Raw genomic sequence first — 16,509 nt, forward strand, 5'->3', positions numbered from 1 at the left:
CCGCCCCCGGACACCGGCGGCGAACGCGCGACAGGCGGGATACCCGGGTGTAGATTTGGTCTCGACCCGGCACCGGCTGTGAGCTGCCTCACCGTGGTACGCCACACGGGCGCTCGGCCGCAGGAGCACCACCTCGTTCGAGAGTCAGGACAGCACCATGGCGACGGCAACGACCTCAGGGACCACAGCACCGGCGGGAGGGCGCTCGACCGCGGCGCGGGCGCACGTCCAGCGCTTCGGCACGTTCCTCTCCGGGATGATCATGCCCAACATCGGGGCGTTCATCGCCTGGGGCCTGATCACCGCGTTCTTCATCGAGGCGGGCTTCACCCCCTTCGGTCCGCTGGGCGGGTTCGGCGAGAACGCCGAGGGCGAGCCGTACACGGGCCTGGTGGGCCCGATGATCACCTACCTGCTGCCGCTGCTGATCGCCTACACGGGCGGGCGGATGGTCTACGACGTGCGCGGCGGCGTGGTCGGGGCGATCGCCACCATGGGCGTGATCGTGGGCACGGACATCCCCATGTTCATCGGCGCCATGCTGATGGGCCCGCTCACCGCGTGGGTGATGAAGAAGCTCGACAGCCTCTGGGACGGCAAGATCAAGCCCGGCTTCGAGATGCTCGTGAACAACTTCTCCGCCGGCATCCTGGCCGCCGTCATGGCGATCTTCGGGTTCTTCCTGGTGGGCCCGGCCGTGCTGGCCTTCTCCAACGCGGCCGCGGCGGCGGTGGACTTCCTGGTGACCCGGGGGCTGCTGCCGCTGACCTCGATCCTCATCGAGCCGGCCAAGGTGCTGTTCCTGAACAACGCGATCAACCACGGCATCCTCACCCCGCTGGGCACAGCCCAGGCCCTGGAGCAGGGCAAGTCCGTCCTCTTCCTGCTGGAGGCGAACCCGGGCCCCGGCCTGGGCATCCTGCTGGCCTACACGGTCTTCGGCCGCGGCGCGGCGCGGGCCTCGGCCCCCGGTGCGGCGCTGATCCACTTCGTGGGCGGCATCCACGAGATCTACTTCCCGTACGTGCTGATGAAGCCGGCGCTGATCCTGGCCGCGATCGCCGGCGGCATGACGGGCATCTTCACCCTGACCATCTTCGACGCCGGGCTGCGCGCCCCGGCCGCCCCGGGCTCGATCATCGCGGTCTTCGCCCAGGCCACCACCGACAGCTACGTGGGGGTCGCGATCGCCGTGACCGCCGCGACCGCGGTGTCCTTCTTCGTGGCCTCGATCATCCTCAAGGCCTCCAAGGACAAGGGGGAGGGCGACCTCACGGAGGCCACCTCCCGGATGGAGACCATGAAGGGCAAGAAGTCCTCCGTGGCCTCCGCCGTGGTCGGCACCAGCGGCGGCGCCGACACCGCCGGGGACGGGCCCCGGGAGCTGGCCGAGGGCGGGCCGGTGCAGCACATCGTGTTCGCGTGCGACGCCGGGATGGGCTCCTCCGCGATGGGCGCCTCCGTGCTGCGCAACAAGGTCAAGGCCGCCGGCTTCTCCGACGTGAAGGTCACCAACGCGGCGATCGCCAACCTCACCGACGACTTCGACATCGTGGTCACCCACCAGGACCTGGCCACCCGGGCCCGGCCCAAGGTGCCCAGCGCCGCGGTGGTGACCGTGGACAACTTCATGGGCAGCCCCCGCTACGACGAGATCGTCGAGGCCGTGCAGCAGCGCAACGGCGCGACGGTCCCCGCCGGCGGCGCCCCGGCCCAGGACGCCGCGGCCGGTGACCCGGACCGCGGCACCGCCCAGGACACCGCCACGACGGGCACGGCCGCCGCGACCGGGGCGGCCGCCGCGACCGGCGGTCCCGCGGCGGAGCCGGACGGCCCGGCCGGGGACGCGATCCTGACCCGGGACCGGATCGTGATGGAGGGCGGCGCGCAGAACGCCGCCCAGGCCATCGACGAGGCCGGCGGGCTGCTCGTGGCGGCCGGGGCCGTGACCGACGAGTACGTGACCTCCATGCACGAGCGCGAGGAGTCGGTGTCCACGTTCATGGGCAACGGCCTGGCGATCCCGCACGGCACCAACCAGGCGAAGGACAGCATCCGCTCCTCGGCCCTGTCGGTGGTGAAGTACCCGGAGGGCCTGGACTGGAACGGCAAGCCCGTCACCTGGGTGATCGGCATCGCCGGCAAGGACAACGAGCACCTGGCGATCCTGTCGCGGGTCGCGAAGATCTTCGGCAACAAGGAGAAGGTGCGCCAGCTCGACGAGGCGGGCACCGCCGACGAGGTGCTGGAGCTGCTGGGGAAGGTGAACGACTGATGAAGTGCGTCCACTTCGGAGCGGGCAACATCGGGCGGGGCTTCGTCGGCCTGCTCATGCACCGCTCCGGCTACGAGGTCGTGTTCGCCGACGTGGCGGCCCCGCTGATCGACGCGCTGGCCTCGACCCCCAGCTACACGGTGCACGAGGTCGGCGCCGGCTCCCGGGACACCGTCGTCGACGGCTACCGGGCGCTGAACTCGGCGGACGACCCGGAGGCGGTGGTCGCGGAGATCGCCACGGCCGACGTGGTCACCACGGCCGTGGGCGCGCACATCCTCCGCTTCGTGGCGCCCCTCGTGGCGCGCGGGATCGCCGCCCGCCCGGACGGCGCCTCCCCGGTCGCGGTGATGGCGTGCGAGAACGCCCTGTCCGCCACGGACCTGCTCGCCGAGGCCGTCCGCGCCGAGTACCCCGGTGACGACCTCGACCGGCGGGCCGTGTTCGCCAACACGGCGGTCGACCGGATCGTGCCCCAGCAGGACGGCGGGGGGCTCGACGTCGTCGTGGAGCAGTTCCACGAGTGGGTCATCGACCGCACCCCGTTCGGGGGACAGGAGCCGGCCATCGAGGGGGCGACGTACGTCGACGACCTCGTGCCCTACATCGAGCGGAAGCTGTTCACCGTCAACACCGGTCACGCCGCGTGCGCCTACTTCGGCTACCGCGCCGGCCGGCACCGGATCGCGGAGGCCATCGCCGATCCCGCCATCCGGGAGCGCGTCGCCGCCGCGCTCGCGGAGACGCAGGCGCTGCTCGTCGCCAAGCACGGCTTCGACGACCGGGAGCACGGACGCTACGTGGCGAAGATCCTCGAGCGCTTCGCCAACGAGCACCTCCCGGACACCGTCGAGCGCGTCGGCCGCGCCCCGCTGCGCAAGCTCGGCCGGCACGAGCGGTTCGTGGGACCGGCCGCCGAGCTGGCCGAGCGGGGCCTGGGCACCGACGGGCTGCGCGCGGCCATGGCGGCCGCCCTGCGCTTCGACCCGGCCGACGACCCGGAGGCCGTGCGGCTGGGCGAGATCCTCGACACGCTGGAGCCGGCGGACGCGGTCCGGGAGGTCACCGGGCTGGACGCCGGCCACCCCCTGTTCGCGCCGGTCGAGGACCTGGTGGCCGACGCCGTCCGGGAGCGCCGCGGCTGACCGGAGGGTCCGCGGACGGACCGGTCCGTGTCCCCAGAAGAGACGGGAACACGGCCCGGCCCGTCCGGTCCCGCACGCCCGGCCGGGCGAGATCCATGCGGTACTGTGAAGCGCATGTGTGGAATTGTTGGATATGTGGGCCCCTCCTCCCAGCGCACGGACGAGCGCGGCGCCGGGTCCGGGCACGACGCCCTGGACGTCCTGGTCGAGGGCCTGCGGCGCCTCGAGTACCGCGGCTACGACTCCGCGGGGGTGGCCGTCGTCTCGGACGGCACCGTGGGCTTCCGCAAGAAGGCCGGAAAGCTGCTGAACCTCGAGCAGGAGCTGCGCGACAGCCCGCTGCCCCGCTCCACGACCGGGATCGGGCACACCCGCTGGGCCACGCACGGCGGGCCCTCGGACGTCAACGCGCACCCGCACGTGGTGGACGGCGGCCGGCTCGCCGTGATCCACAACGGCATCATCGAGAACTTCGCCGAGATCAAGCGCGAGCTCGCCGAGAAGGGCCACTCCTTCGTCTCGGAGACCGACACCGAGGTGGCGGCCGTGCTCCTGGCCGACACGTACAACGACCTCGGGGACCAGGACCTCACCGCGGCCATGCAGGTCGCCTGCCGCCGGCTGGAGGGCGCGTTCACCCTCCTGGCCGTGCACGTCGACCACCCCGGGCGCGTGGTGGCGGCCCGGCGCAACTCCCCGCTGGTCCTCGGCCTGGGCGAGGGCGAGAACTTCCTCGGCTCCGACGTCTCCGGGTTCATCGACTACACCCGCAGCGCCGTGGAGCTGGGCCAGGACCAGGTCGTGTCCATCACGGCCGACGACTACGAGATCACCGACTTCCACGGCAACCGCGCCGAGGGCAAGCCCTTCCAGGTGCTGTGGGACGCGGCGGCCGCGGAGAAGGGCGGCTTCCCGTCCTTCATGGAGAAGGAGATCAACGAGCAGCCCGCCGCCGTGGAGCAGACCCTCATGGGCCGCACCGACCCGGACGGCAACCTGATCCTCGACGAGCTGAAGATCGACGAGGCCGTGCTCCGCGCCGTGGACAAGATCGTCGTCGTCGCCTGCGGGACGGCCGCCTACGCGGGGCAGGTCGCCCGCTACGCCATCGAGCACTGGTGTCGGATCCCCACCGAGGTCGAGCTCGCCCACGAGTTCCGCTACCGGGACCCCATCGTCAACGAGCGGACCCTCGTGGTCGCCCTGTCCCAGTCCGGCGAGACCATGGACACCCTCATGGCGGTCCGGCACGCCCAGGAGCAGGGGGCGAAGGTCGTGGCGATCTGCAACACCAACGGCTCCACGATCCCGCGCGAGGCCGACGCCGCGCTCTACACGCACGCCGGCCCCGAGATCGCGGTCGCCTCGACCAAGGCGTTCCTCGCCCAGATCACCGCCGCCTACCTCCTGGGCCTCTACCTGGCCCAGCTGCGCGGCAACAAGTACAAGGACGAGATCGGGGAGATCCTCGCCGAGCTCGACGCCATGCCGGCGAAGATCCAGCAGGTCATCGACGCCCAGGACGGGGTCAAGGCGCTCGCGCAGTCGATGCGGGACGCCGCGTCGGTGCTCTTCCTGGGACGCCACGTCGGCTTCCCGGTGGCCCTCGAGGGCGCGCTCAAGCTCAAGGAGATCGCCTACATCCACGCCGAGGGCTTCGCCGCCGGTGAGCTCAAGCACGGGCCGATCGCCCTCATCGAGGAGGGACAGCCGGTGTTCGTCATCGTCCCCTCCCCGCGCGGGCGCGACTCCCTGCACGCGAAGGTGGTCTCCAACATCCAGGAGATCCGCGCCCGCGGGGCCGTGACCATCGTCATCGCGGAGGAGGGGGACGAGGCCGTCGCCGACTACGCCAACCACATCTTCCGCGTGCCGCAGTCCCCGGTGCTGCTCCAGCCGCTGCTGACCACCGTCCCGCTGCAGATCTTCGCGTGCGAACTGGCCACGGCGAAGGGCTACGACGTCGACCAGCCGCGCAACCTCGCGAAGTCCGTGACCGTCGAGTAGACCGCGCCGCCGCACCGTCGGCCCGCCGCCCGGGAGGACCCGGGCGGCGGGCCGGCGGTCGTTAGGCTGGGACCATGATCATCGGCACCGGCATCGACGTGGTGGACATCGCCCGCTTCGAGGAACAGATCGCCCGCACCCCCGGCCTCGTGGCCCGGCTGTTCACCCCGTCCGAGCGGGACCTGCACGTGCGCTCCCTCGCCGCGCGCTTCGCCGCCAAGGAGGCGGCGGCCAAGGCGCTCAAGGCGCCGCCCGGCATGATCTGGCAGCACTGCTGGATCGAGAAGGACCCCTCCGGCGCCCCGGTGCTGTGCACCGAGGGGACGGTGGCGGAGGAGGCCCGCCGCCAGGGCATCGACCGCTGGCACCTGACCATGACGCACGACGGCGGTATCGCGATGGCCATGGTCGTCGCCGAGCGCACCGGGGACGGGGGACCGGCGTGATCGCGGCCTGGACCGGGGAGCAGGTCCGCGCGGCCGAGGCGCCGGCCCTCGAGCGGGGCGAGGGCCCCGCCCTGATGCGGCGCGCCGCCCACGGCCTGGCCCTGGAGTGCGCCCGGCGCCTGCGCGGGCGCCGGGGGCGGGTCGCCGGGGCCCGCGTCGTGGTGCTCGCCGGGACCGGCAACAACGGCGGGGACGGGCTGTGGGCCGGGGCTGAGCTGGCGCGCCGCGGCGCCGCCGTGCTCGCCGTGGCGGCCGGGGACCGGCTGCATCCCGAGGGGGCCGCGGCCCTCGCGGCCGCCGGGGGTCGCGTGCTGCGCGCCGGGGACCACACCCCCGGGGACGCGGCCGGGCACGTGCTGGGCGCCGACCTCGTGCTCGACGCCGTGCTGGGCACCGGCGCCCGGGGCGGGCTGCGCGGACCGGCGGCGGAGCTCGTCCGCGCCGTCCTGGACCGGTGGCCCGGCGAGGGAGGGCCGCAGATCGTGGCCTGCGACGTCCCCTCGGGCGTCTCCGCGGACACGGGGGCGGTGGCTGGGCCGGTGCTGCCCGCGGACGTCACCGTGACGTTCGCCGGGGCCAAGGCCGGGCTGTTCCTGCCGCCGGGGGACCGCTGGTGCGGCGAGGTGCGCACCGTGCTCCTCGGCATCGAGGACGCGCTGCCCGTCCCGGCCCTGCGGCGCCTGGGGCCCGGCGACGTCGCGGCGCTGTGGCCCCGGCCGGGCGCCGCCTCCCACAAGTACTCCCGGGGCGTGGTCGGCGTCGTCGCCGGCTCGCCCACCTACCCCGGGGCCGCGCTGATGTGCACGCGCGCCGCGGTGGACGCCGGCGCCGGCATGGTCCGCCACCTCGGCGACGCCGCGACCCGGTCCCTGGTGTGCCTGACCAGCCCCGAGGTCGTCGGCTCCGAGGACCACCCCGACGACGTCCACGTCCAGGCGTGGGTCGTGGGCCCCGGCGCCGTGGGCGACGCCGCCCAGGAGTCCCGGATCGGCGCCGTGCTCGCCGGGGGGCTCCCGGCGGTCGTCGACGCCGGCGCCCTCGACGCCGCGGCCCGGGCGGCCGCCGACGGGATCCTCGGCCCGGGCAAGGTGCTCACCCCGCACGCCGGGGAGCTCGAGCAGATCCTGGCCTGGCTCGCCGCCCTCGGCGGGGGCGGGGACGCGCCCGACCGGGCGGCGATCGAGGCCGAGCCCGCCCGGTGGGCGCGGGCGGCCGCGGAGGCCACCGGAGCCGTCGTCGTCCTCAAGGGAGCCACCACCCTCGTGGCGGCTCCCGACGGGACGCTGCTCTCCCAGGCCGACGGCAGCCCCTGGCTGGCCACCGCCGGCAGCGGGGACACCCTCGCGGGGATCATGGGTGCGGCGCTCGCGGGCTGCGCGGAGGACCCGGACGCCTTCGCCGCGGCGGGGGAGTGGGCGCGGGGGGAGAGCCGGCTCGCGGTGGCCGCGGCCCTCGCCGTGGCCGTGCACGGCTACGCGTCCCGGCTGGAGGGCCTCGGCCCGGTCCCGCCCACGGTGCTGTCCGCGAACGTGCGCACGGTGCTCCGCGCCGGCCGCTGAGGGGCGGCGCGGGCCGCCGCCGGTCGTCGGCGGGGCGGCCCCGGGGACCCGGGCCGCCCCGCGCCCGGCTAAGGTTGGTAGCACTTGCCCCATACCCAGCCCGCTGACGGTGACCCCTGCCCGGCGGTACGACAGGAGATCCCCTATGGAAGTCTGGCCAGGTCAGCCCTATCCCCTCGGCGCCACGTTCGACGGGACCGGCACGAACTTCGCGCTCTTCAGCGAGGCCGCCGAGAAGGTCGAGCTGTGCTTGTTCGACGAGGACGGCACGGAGACCCGCATCGAGGTCACGGCGCAGGACAGCTACGTCTGGCACTGCTACCTCCCGACCGTCCAGCCCGGGCAGCGCTACGGCTACCGGGTGCACGGGCCGTGGAACCCCGCCGAGGGACAGCGCTTCAACGCCGCCAAGCTGCTGCTTGACCCCTACGCGAAGGCCGTCTCCGGCCAGATCGACTGGGACCAGGCGCTGTTCTCGTACGACTTCGGCGACGAGGACTCGTTCAACGACGAGGACTCCGCCCCCCACATGATGATGGGCGTGGTGATCAACCCGTTCTTCAACTGGGAGGGCGACCGCACCCCGCGCACCCCGTACCACAAGTCGGTGATCTACGAGGCCCACGTCAAGGGCCTCACCCAGCAGCACCCCGACGTCCCGGAGGAGCAGCGCGGCACCTACGCCGGCGTGGCCCACCCCTCGGTGATCGCCCACCTGCAGAAGCTCGGCGTCACCGCCATCGAGCTCATGCCCGTGCACCAGTTCGTGCAGGACAGCACCCTGCTCGACCAGGACCTGCGCAACTACTGGGGCTACAACACCATCGGGTTCTTCGCCCCCCACAACGAGTACCACTCCACGAACGACCTCGGCGGCCAGGTGCAGGAGTTCAAGGCCATGGTGCGCGCCCTGCACCAGGCCGACATCGAGGTCATCCTCGACGTGGTGTACAACCACACGGCCGAGGGCAACCACATGGGCCCCACGCTGTCCATGAAGGGCATCGACAACCAGGCCTACTACCGGACGGTGGAGGGCGACCAGAAGTTCTACATGGACTACACGGGCACCGGCAACACCCTCAACGTCCGCCACCCGCACTCCCTGCAGCTGATCATGGACTCCCTGCGCTACTGGGTGACCGAGATGCACGTGGACGGCTTCCGTTTCGACCTCGCCTCCGCGCTGGCCCGCGAGTTCTACGACGTGGACAAGCTGGCCACGTTCTTCGAGCTCGTCCAGCAGGACCCGGTCGTCTCCCAGGTGAAGCTCATCGCGGAGCCGTGGGACGTGGGCCCCGGCGGCTACCAGGTGGGCAACTTCCCGCCCCAGTGGACGGAGTGGAACGGGAAGTACCGGGACACGGTGCGCGACTTCTGGCGCGGCGAGCCCGCGACCCTGGGCGAGTTCGCCTCGCGCATCACCGGCTCGGCGGACCTCTACGAGCACAGCGGCCGCCGCCCGTTCGCGTCGATCAACTTCGTCACCGCCCACGACGGCTTCACGCTGCGGGACCTGGTCTCCTACAACGAGAAGCACAACGAGGCCAACGGCGAGGGCAACAACGACGGCGAGTCCCACAACCGCTCCTGGAACTGCGGCGTGGAGGGACCCACGGACGACCCCGAGGTGCTCGCCCTGCGCTCCCGCCAGCAGCGCAACTTCCTCGCCACGCTGCTGCTGTCCCAGGGCACGCCCATGGTGCTGCACGGCGACGAGCTGGGCCGCACGCAGGACGGCAACAACAACACGTACTGCCAGGACAACGAGCTGTCGTGGATCAACTGGGACACCATGGACGGCCCGCTCACCGAGTTCGTCGCCGCCGTGACCCACCTGCGCCACGACCACCCGACGTTCCGCCGCTCCGAGTTCTTCGACGGCCGGCCGGTCGAGATGGACGCGGACGACACCGGCCGCCCGATGCCCGACATCGCGTGGCTGAACACGGACGGCGCCCCGCTCAAGCCCGCGGACTGGGACGAGCCCCTCTCCCGCTCCTTCGGGATGTGGCTCAACGGCAACGGCATCGCCGGCGTGGACATGCGCGGACGGTCCATCACGGACGTGAACTTCATCGTGTACTTCAACTCCAACCCGGAGCCCGTGAAGTGCAAGCTGCCGCCGGTGCGCTACGGCCGGCAGTGGGAGGAGGTCATCGACACCGCGGGCAAGTACGCCGACGGGCAGGTCCGCAAGGCCCGCTCCTCGATCGTGCTCGAGGGCAAGTCCATGGTCGTGCTGCGCGCCTACGAGACGCCGGAGGAGGAGCCCGACGCGTCGGTCGCCGCCTCCGTGGCCGCGTACGCGAAGGCGCCGCAGGACCAGTGACCCGACGCCCCGGCAGGCTGTCGGCCCGGACACGGGTCGACAGCCTGCTGGCGTTTCCGGGGCCGGGCGGACAGACTGGAGCGGTGCGCACACCGACATCGACCTACCGACTCCAGATCACTTCCGACCTGACGCTCGACCGCGCGGCGGGGCTCGTGGACTACCTCCACGACCTCGGCGCCGACTGGGTCTACCTCTCGCCGGTCCTGCGGGCCGTCGACGGCTCCGACCACGGCTACGACGTCGCGTCCCCCGCCGAGGTGGACCCGGTCCGCGGGGGCGCCGCCGGACTGAAGGCGCTCGCCGATGCCGCGCACGCCCGCGGCATGGGGGTGCTGGTGGACGTCGTCCCCAACCACCAGGGCGTCGCCGCCCCGGAGCAGAACCCCTGGTGGTGGTCGCTGCTGGGGCAGGGCCGGGACTCGCCGTACGCGAAGGCCTTCGACGTCGAGTGGGCGGCCGGCGGCGGCCGGGTGCTGATCCCCGTGCTGGGCGACGGCGACGACGAGCTCGCGCAGTTGCGGGTCGAGGACGGCACCCTGCGCTACTACGACAACGTCTACCCGCTGGCCGAGGGCTCGTGGGCCGAGGGCGACGACCCGCGGGACGTCCACGACCGGCAGCACTACGAGCTCGTGAACTGGCGCCGCGGCGACGCCGAGCTCAACTACCGGCGGTTCTTCACCGTGGCCACCCTCGCGGGCGTGCGGGTCGAGGACCCCGAGGTCTTCGAGGAGTCCCACGCGGAGATCAAGCGGTGGATCGACGAGGGCCTCGTCGACGGCCTGCGCATCGACCACCCCGACGGCCTGCGCGACCCACGGCAGTACCTCGAGCGGCTCAAGGAGCTCACGGGCGGCGCCTACGTGGTCGTCGAGAAGATCCTCGAGCCCGGCGAGCGGCTGCCGCGCGACTGGGCCACCGCGGGCACCACCGGCTACGACGCCCTCGGCGTGATCGACCGGCTGCTCACCGACCCGGCCGGGGAGTACGCGCTGACGAGCCTCGACGCCCGGCTGCGGGACGGCGAGCCCGTGCACTGGGACGAGCTGATCCACGGCACCAAGCGCGCCATGGCCGACGGCGCGCTGCTGGCCGAGGTCCGGCGCCTCGCCCGCCTCGTGCCGGAGGACGCCGGGACGGACCGGGCCGTGGCGGAGGACGCCCTGGCGGAGATCCTCGCGAACTTCCCCGTCTACCGCAGCTACCTGCCCCAGGGCGCCGAGCACCTGCGGGCCGCCCTGGACGCGGCCCGGGAGCGGCGCCCGGACCTCGCCGGCGCGATCGGGACCCTGGGCGGGCTGCTCGGGGTCGACGCCGCGGACGAGGCGGAGCTCGGGGAGCTCGCCCGGCGCTTCCAGCAGACCTCCGGGATGGTCATGGCCAAGGGCGTGGAGGACACCGCGTTCTACCGCTTCACGCGCCTCACGTCGCTGACGGAGGTGGGCGGGGACCCGTCCCACTTCGCCGTGACGCCCGAGGAGGCCCACGCCGAGCTCGCCCGCCGGGCCGCCGAGGAGCCCCTCGCCATGACCACGCTGTCCACCCACGACACCAAGCGCTCCGAGGCGGTGCGGGCCCGGATCACCGTGCTCGCCGAGGCCGGGGAGCAGTGGGCCGGGGTGGTCGGCACCGTGAAGAGGCTCGCCGGGGAGGCCGGGGCGCTGGTCGGCGACGGCCCGCTCGTCAACCTCGTGCTGCAGGCCGTGGTGGGCGCCTGGCCGCTGTCCCAGGAGCGGGCGCTGGACTACGCCCTCAAGGCGGCCCGCGAGGCCGGCAACTCCACGGCCTGGGTCGACGGGGACGCCGGGTTCGAGCAGCGGCTCACCCGGTTCGTGGAGCTCGTCTTCCACGACCCGCAGATGCGCGCCGTGGTCGAGGGCTTCGCCGAGCACGTCACCGAGGCCGGGTGGGCGAACGGGCTCTCCGCCAAGCTCGTGCAGCTCACCATGCCCGGCGTCCCGGACGTCTACCAGGGCTCCGAGCTGTGGGCCGAGTCCCTCGTGGACCCCGACAACCGCCGGCCCGTGGACTTCGACCGGCGGGCGGCCGCGCTGGCCCGCCTCGACACCCCCGTGGGCGGCACCGCGGACGGGATCCCCGCCGTGGGACCGGACGCCGCCGCCAAGCTGCTCGTCACCAGCCGCGCCCTGCGGCTGCGCCGGGACCAGCCCGGGCTGTTCACCGGCTACACCCCGCTCACCGCGGCCGGGCCCCTGGCCGGGCACGTGTTCGCCTTCGACCGCGGCGGCGCCGTGACCGTGGCGACCCGCCTGCCCCTGCGCCTCGCGGCCGCCGGCGGCTTCGACGGCGAGACCCTCGAGCTGCCCGCCGGCCACTTCGAGGACGTGCTGACCCGCCGCCCGCACTCCGGCACCGTCCCGCTGTCCCGGCTGCTGGCCGACTACCCCGTGGCGCTGCTGCGCCGGAAGGACTCCTGAACCTCCATGAACACCCGTGAGCACCTGAACCGCTTCGACGTCTGGGCCCCGCACGCCCGGGCCGTGACCGTGCGGATCGAGGGCGAGGACCACGAGATGGTCCCCGCCGCGGCCCTGCCCGCGGACTCACCGGCCGGTGCCGCGGCGCGCCGCGACGGCTGGTGGACCCTGCCCGACGACGCCGACGTCCCCGGCGGCACCGTGCGCTACGGCTACCTCCTGGGCAAGACCTTCGACGAGGGCACCCCGGAGGAGCGCTCCCAGGTCTCCGAGGTCCTGCCGGACCCGCGCTCCCGCCGCCAGCCCCAGGGGGTGCACGACCTCTCGTGCACGTTCGACCCCTCCGACCACCGGTGGGGCGACACCGCGTGGACCGGCCGGACCCTGGCCGGGTCCGTGGTCTACGAGCTGCACGTGGGCACGTTCACCCCCGAGGGCACCCTGGACGCGGCGGTCGAGCGGCTCGGCCACCTCGCCGACCTGGGCGTGGACTTCGTGGAGCTGCTGCCCGTCAACGGGTTCAACGGCGAGCACAACTGGGGCTACGACGGCGTCCTCTGGTACACCGTGGACGAGTCCTACGGCGGGCCCGCCGCCTACCAGCGCTTCGTGGACGCGTGCCACCAGCAGGGCATCGGCGTGATCCAGGACGTGGTCTACAACCACCTGGGACCCTCCGGGAACTACCTGCCGCTGTTCGCCGACTACTTCAAGCCGGGCTCCAGCACCTGGGGCGACCTCATCAACCTCGACGGCTGGGGCTCCGACGGCGTCCGGGACTACATCCTGGACAACGTGGAGATGTGGCTGCGCGACTACCACGTGGACGGGTTCCGCCTCGACGCCGTGCACGCCCTGCAGGACCACCGCGCCGTGCACATCCTCGAGGAGATCGCCGAGCTCGTGGAGCGCGTGGGCGTGGAGACCGGCAAGCCCCTGTTCACGATCGCGGAGTCCGACCTCAACGACCACCGGATGATCACGCCGACCACGGCCCACGGCCTCGGCATGACCGCGCAGTGGCTCGACGACTTCCACCACGCCGCCCACGTGGCGCTCACGGGGGAGACGCAGGGCTACTACGCGGACTTCGCCGCCCTCGGCACCCTCGACAAGGTGATGCGGGACGCGTTCTACCACGACGGCACCATGTCGGTCTTCCGCGGCCGCCACCACGGGCGGCCGGTCGACAAGCAGCGGGTGCGCCCGTGGCAGTTCGTGACCTGCATCCAGAACCACGACCAGATCGGCAACCGCGCCGCGGGGGACCGGATCAGCGCGAGCCTCACGACCGACCGGCTCGTCCTGGGCGCCGCCCTGCTGCTCACCCAGCCGTTCACCCCCATGCTGTTCATGGGCGAGGAGTGGGGCGCGTCCACCCCGTGGCAGTTCTTCACCGCCCACCCCGAGCCCGAGCTGGGGGAGGCCGTGGCCCGGGGCCGGAAGGCGGAGTTCGCGTCCATGGGTTGGGACGAGGGCACGGTCCCCGACCCGCAGGCCCCCACCACGTTCACCGACTCGAAGCTCGACTGGGACGAGGCCGGCCGGGACGGCCACGCCCGGGTGCTGGCCGCCTACCGCGAGCTCATCGCGCTGCGCCGCTCGGTGCCCGAGCTCACGGACCCGCGCTTCGACACGATCGGCACCGACCTCGACGAGGACGCCCGCTGGTTCGTGCTGCGCCGGGCCACGGCCCCGGGCTCCGCCCACGGCGTCGCGGTGCTGCTGAACTTCGGCGCCGAGCCGGCCCGGGTCCCGTTCCCCGGCCGCCCGGACGCCGAGGTGCTCTTCCGCTCCGGCGAGGTGTCCCTCACGGAGGGCGGCGGCGGCGGCCTGGCCGCGCTGCCCGCCCACGGGGCGGCCGTGCTGCGCTACTGAGCCGCCGCACCCGCCCGCCGCACCCGCCCACCGCACCGTTCCCCGACCCCGAAAGGCCACCGTGCGCACCTACGGACCCGACGTCCACTACCTCCCGGCCGAGGACCGCTACGAGACCATGCCGTACCGCCGTGTCGGCGACTCCGGGCTCAAGCTGCCCGTGATCTCCCTCGGGCTGTGGCACAACTTCGGCGACGACAAGCCGCTCGCCACCCAGCGTGCCACGCTGCGCCGGGCCTTCGACCTGGGCGTCACCCACTTCGACCTCGCCAACAACTACGGCCCCCCGGCCGGGGCCGCGGAGCTGAACTTCGGGCGGATCCTGGCGCAGGACCTCGCGCCGTACCGGGACGAGCTCGTGATCTCCTCGAAGGCCGGCTGGACCATGGGTCCCGGCCCGTACCACTTCGGCGGCTCCCGGAAGTACCTGGTGTCCTCCCTGGACCAGTCCCTGCAGCGGATGGGCCTGGACCACGTGGACATCTTCTACCACCACCGCCCGGACCCGGACACCCCGCTCGAGGAGACCATGCGGGCCCTCGACCACATCGTGCGCTCCGGGCGGGCCCGGTACGTGGGCGTCTCCTCCTACAACGCCGAGCTCACCCTGCGCGCCCAGCAGATCATGCGGGAGCTGGGCACGCCGCTGCTGATCCACCAGCCGTCCTACTCGATGCTCAACCGGTGGATCGAGTCGCCGGGCCCGTCGGGGACCTCCCTGCTGGGGGCCCTGACGGAGGCGGGGATGGGCTCGATCGTGTTCTCCCCGCTGGCCCAGGGCATGCTCACGGACCGCTACCTCCAGGGCATCCCGGAGGGCTCCCGGGCCGCGGCGGAGAAGTCCCTGGACCCGGAGTGGCTCACCGGCACGACCCTGGAGAAGGTCCGCGGTCTGCACGGGATCGCGGAGGGGCGCGGGCAGAGCCTGGCGCAGATGGCGATCTCGTGGGTGCTGCGCGAGCAGGCGGACGGCCAGGTGAGCACCGCGCTGGTGGGGGCCTCCTCGCCGGAGCAGCTCGAGGACAGCGTGGGCGCCGTGCACCACCTCTCGTTCACCCCGGAGGAGCTGGAGGCCATCGACCGGCTCGCCACGGACTCCGACATCAACATCTGGGCGGGCGCCCGGGACTCCAAGACCGCGTGAGCGGCGGGACCCGGTAGCCGTGGAGGCCTCGCAGTACCTCGCGCTGCTCGGACTGTGGATCGCCGGGATCGTCGCCCCCGGCCCCGACGTGCTGGTGATCCTGCGCAACGCGTCGCTGGGCTCCCGGGCGGCCGGGGTGCTCACCGCGGTGGGGGTGATGACCGGCAACCTCGTGTGGATCACGCTCTCCCTCACGGGGGTGACCGTCCTGATCGGCCAGGCGGACGGCGTCCAGCGCGTCATCCAGGTGGCGGGCGCGCTGTTCCTCGGCTGGCTGGGGGTCAGCGGGATCCGGGCGGGCCTCGCCGCGCGCGCCGTGCCCGCCCGGATGCCGGCCGCGGGGGGCGGGCCCGGGACGGTCCCCGCGGAGCCGCCGCCGGGGCGCGCCGTCACCCCCGGGCGAGGCTTCGTGCTGGGGCTCGTGACGAACCTCTCCAACGCGAAGGCGATCATCTTCTTCGTGGCGCTGTTCGCCAACGTGGTCCCGGCGGGCGCCCTGTGGTGGGAGACGGCCCTGGTCTTCGCGCTGCTCGTGGCCGTGGGCCTCGCCTGGTTCACCGCGGTCGCGTGGGTCGGCTCGGTCCAGCGGCTGTCCGCGGGCTTCCGGCGGCACGGCACCGCCGTGGAGCTCGCCGCGGGCGCGCTGTTCCTGGTGCTCGCGCTCGGGCTGCTGCTCAGCGCCCTGTGAGCCCGGCGGGCCCGCCCGGCCGAGGCCGCTCCCGGCGGGCACTAGACTGGAGCGCTGGGTCCCGCCCGGCACCGTGCCGGGCACCCGTGCGGGTGTCCGCCCGGCGCGCGCCGGGGACGGCACCCCGACGATCTGACAAAGGAGTCCCGTGTCCCATCCCATTCGCGTGGCCGTCGCCGGTGTCGGCAACTGCGCCTCGTCGCTGATCCAGGGCGTGCACTTCTACGCCGATGCCGACCCGGCCGCTTCCGTGCCGGGGCTGATGCACGTGGTCTTCGGCGACTACCACGTGTCCGACGTGCAGTTCGTGGCCGCCTTCGACGTCGACGCCGCCAAGGTCGGCGTGGACCTGTGCGAGGCGATCGGCGCCTCGCAGAACAACACCATGGTCTTCGCCCAGGTCCCGCACACCGGGGTCACCGTCCAGCGCGGGCCCACCCTGGACGGGCTGGGCTCCTACTACCGGGAGATCGTCGAGGAGTCGCAGGAGCCGCCGGTGGACGTCGCGCAGGCGCTGCGGGACGCGCAGGTCGACGTGCTGGTGTCCTACCTGCCGGTGGGCTCGGAGGAGGCCGACCGGTTCTACGCCCAGGC

General features: G+C 73.2%; 11 protein-coding genes. All 11 read left to right on the top strand.

Features of this window, described 5'->3' with window-relative positions:
- The first annotated feature begins 157 nt into the window (after positions 1 to 157).
- Complete coding sequence (locus QYM41_RS07615; RefSeq protein WP_368799136.1) at positions 158 to 2,275, top strand: PTS mannitol transporter subunit IICBA; 2,118 nt, start codon at positions 158 to 160, stop codon at positions 2,273 to 2,275.
- Positions 2,275 to 3,420, top strand: coding sequence for a mannitol-1-phosphate 5-dehydrogenase (locus QYM41_RS07620; RefSeq protein ID WP_368799137.1), 1,146 nt, complete (start codon positions 2,275 to 2,277; stop codon positions 3,418 to 3,420). Before QYM41_RS07615 ends, QYM41_RS07620 begins: the two co-directional genes overlap by 1 nt.
- A 114-nt stretch (positions 3,421 to 3,534) precedes the next feature.
- Entirely contained in the window at positions 3,535 to 5,427 is a 1,893-nt protein-coding gene (glmS, locus tag QYM41_RS07625; protein WP_368799138.1) for a glutamine--fructose-6-phosphate transaminase (isomerizing), read from the top strand.
- Positions 5,428 to 5,501: 74 nt separating this feature from the next.
- Positions 5,502 to 5,873 (top strand): holo-ACP synthase, encoded by a 372-nt coding sequence (locus tag QYM41_RS07630; RefSeq protein ID WP_368799139.1) that lies wholly within the window; start codon positions 5,502 to 5,504, stop codon positions 5,871 to 5,873.
- Positions 5,870 to 7,432 carry an NAD(P)H-hydrate epimerase gene (locus QYM41_RS07635; RefSeq protein ID WP_368799140.1) on the top strand — a complete coding sequence of 521 codons (1,563 nt, stop codon included), beginning with the start codon at positions 5,870 to 5,872 and terminating at the stop codon, positions 7,430 to 7,432. The genes QYM41_RS07630 and QYM41_RS07635 overlap by 4 nt, the downstream gene beginning before the upstream one ends.
- Before the next feature lie 145 nt (positions 7,433 to 7,577).
- Positions 7,578 to 9,764, top strand: coding sequence for a glycogen debranching protein GlgX (gene glgX / locus QYM41_RS07640; protein ID WP_368799141.1), 2,187 nt, complete (start codon positions 7,578 to 7,580; stop codon positions 9,762 to 9,764).
- An 83-nt stretch (positions 9,765 to 9,847) separates the two neighbouring features.
- On the top strand, positions 9,848 to 12,205 hold the full coding sequence (gene treY, locus QYM41_RS07645) for a malto-oligosyltrehalose synthase (protein ID WP_368799142.1): 2,358 nt from the start codon (positions 9,848 to 9,850) through the stop codon (positions 12,203 to 12,205).
- Between the two features lie 6 nt (positions 12,206 to 12,211).
- Positions 12,212 to 14,083 (top strand): malto-oligosyltrehalose trehalohydrolase, encoded by a 1,872-nt coding sequence (treZ, locus tag QYM41_RS07650; protein ID WP_368799143.1) that lies wholly within the window; start codon positions 12,212 to 12,214, stop codon positions 14,081 to 14,083.
- A gap of 118 nt (positions 14,084 to 14,201) precedes the next feature.
- Entirely contained in the window at positions 14,202 to 15,227 is a 1,026-nt protein-coding gene (locus tag QYM41_RS07655; RefSeq protein WP_368799150.1) for an aldo/keto reductase, read from the top strand.
- Positions 15,228 to 15,246: 19 nt separating this feature from the next.
- Positions 15,247 to 15,915 (top strand): LysE family translocator, encoded by a 669-nt coding sequence (locus QYM41_RS07660; protein WP_368799144.1) that lies wholly within the window; start codon positions 15,247 to 15,249, stop codon positions 15,913 to 15,915.
- A gap of 148 nt (positions 15,916 to 16,063) precedes the next feature.
- On the top strand, positions 16,064 to 16,509 hold a 446-nt coding region (locus tag QYM41_RS07665; protein ID WP_497795583.1), incomplete at its 3' end, for an inositol-3-phosphate synthase.

The sequence above is a fragment of the Kocuria oxytropis genome, from assembly GCF_040981195.1.
GTDB lineage: Bacteria > Actinomycetota > Actinomycetes > Actinomycetales > Micrococcaceae > Kocuria > Kocuria oxytropis.

Excerpts from the sequence above, each read along its gene's own strand:
- QYM41_RS07655 (WP_368799150.1), top strand. The coding sequence starts at position 14,202 with ATGCCGTACCGCCGTGTCGGCGACTCCGGGCTCAAGCTGCCCGTGATC.
- QYM41_RS07630 (WP_368799139.1), top strand. The coding sequence starts at position 5,502 with ATGATCATCGGCACCGGCATCGACGTGGTGGACATCGCCCGCTTCGAG.
- glgX (WP_368799141.1), top strand. The coding sequence starts at position 7,578 with ATGGAAGTCTGGCCAGGTCAGCCCTATCCCCTCGGCGCCACGTTCGAC.
- treZ (WP_368799143.1), top strand. The coding sequence starts at position 12,212 with ATGAACACCCGTGAGCACCTGAACCGCTTCGACGTCTGGGCCCCGCAC.
- glmS (WP_368799138.1), top strand. The coding sequence starts at position 3,535 with ATGTGTGGAATTGTTGGATATGTGGGCCCCTCCTCCCAGCGCACGGAC.
- QYM41_RS07620 (WP_368799137.1), top strand. The coding sequence starts at position 2,275 with ATGAAGTGCGTCCACTTCGGAGCGGGCAACATCGGGCGGGGCTTCGTC.
- QYM41_RS07615 (WP_368799136.1), top strand. The coding sequence starts at position 158 with ATGGCGACGGCAACGACCTCAGGGACCACAGCACCGGCGGGAGGGCGC.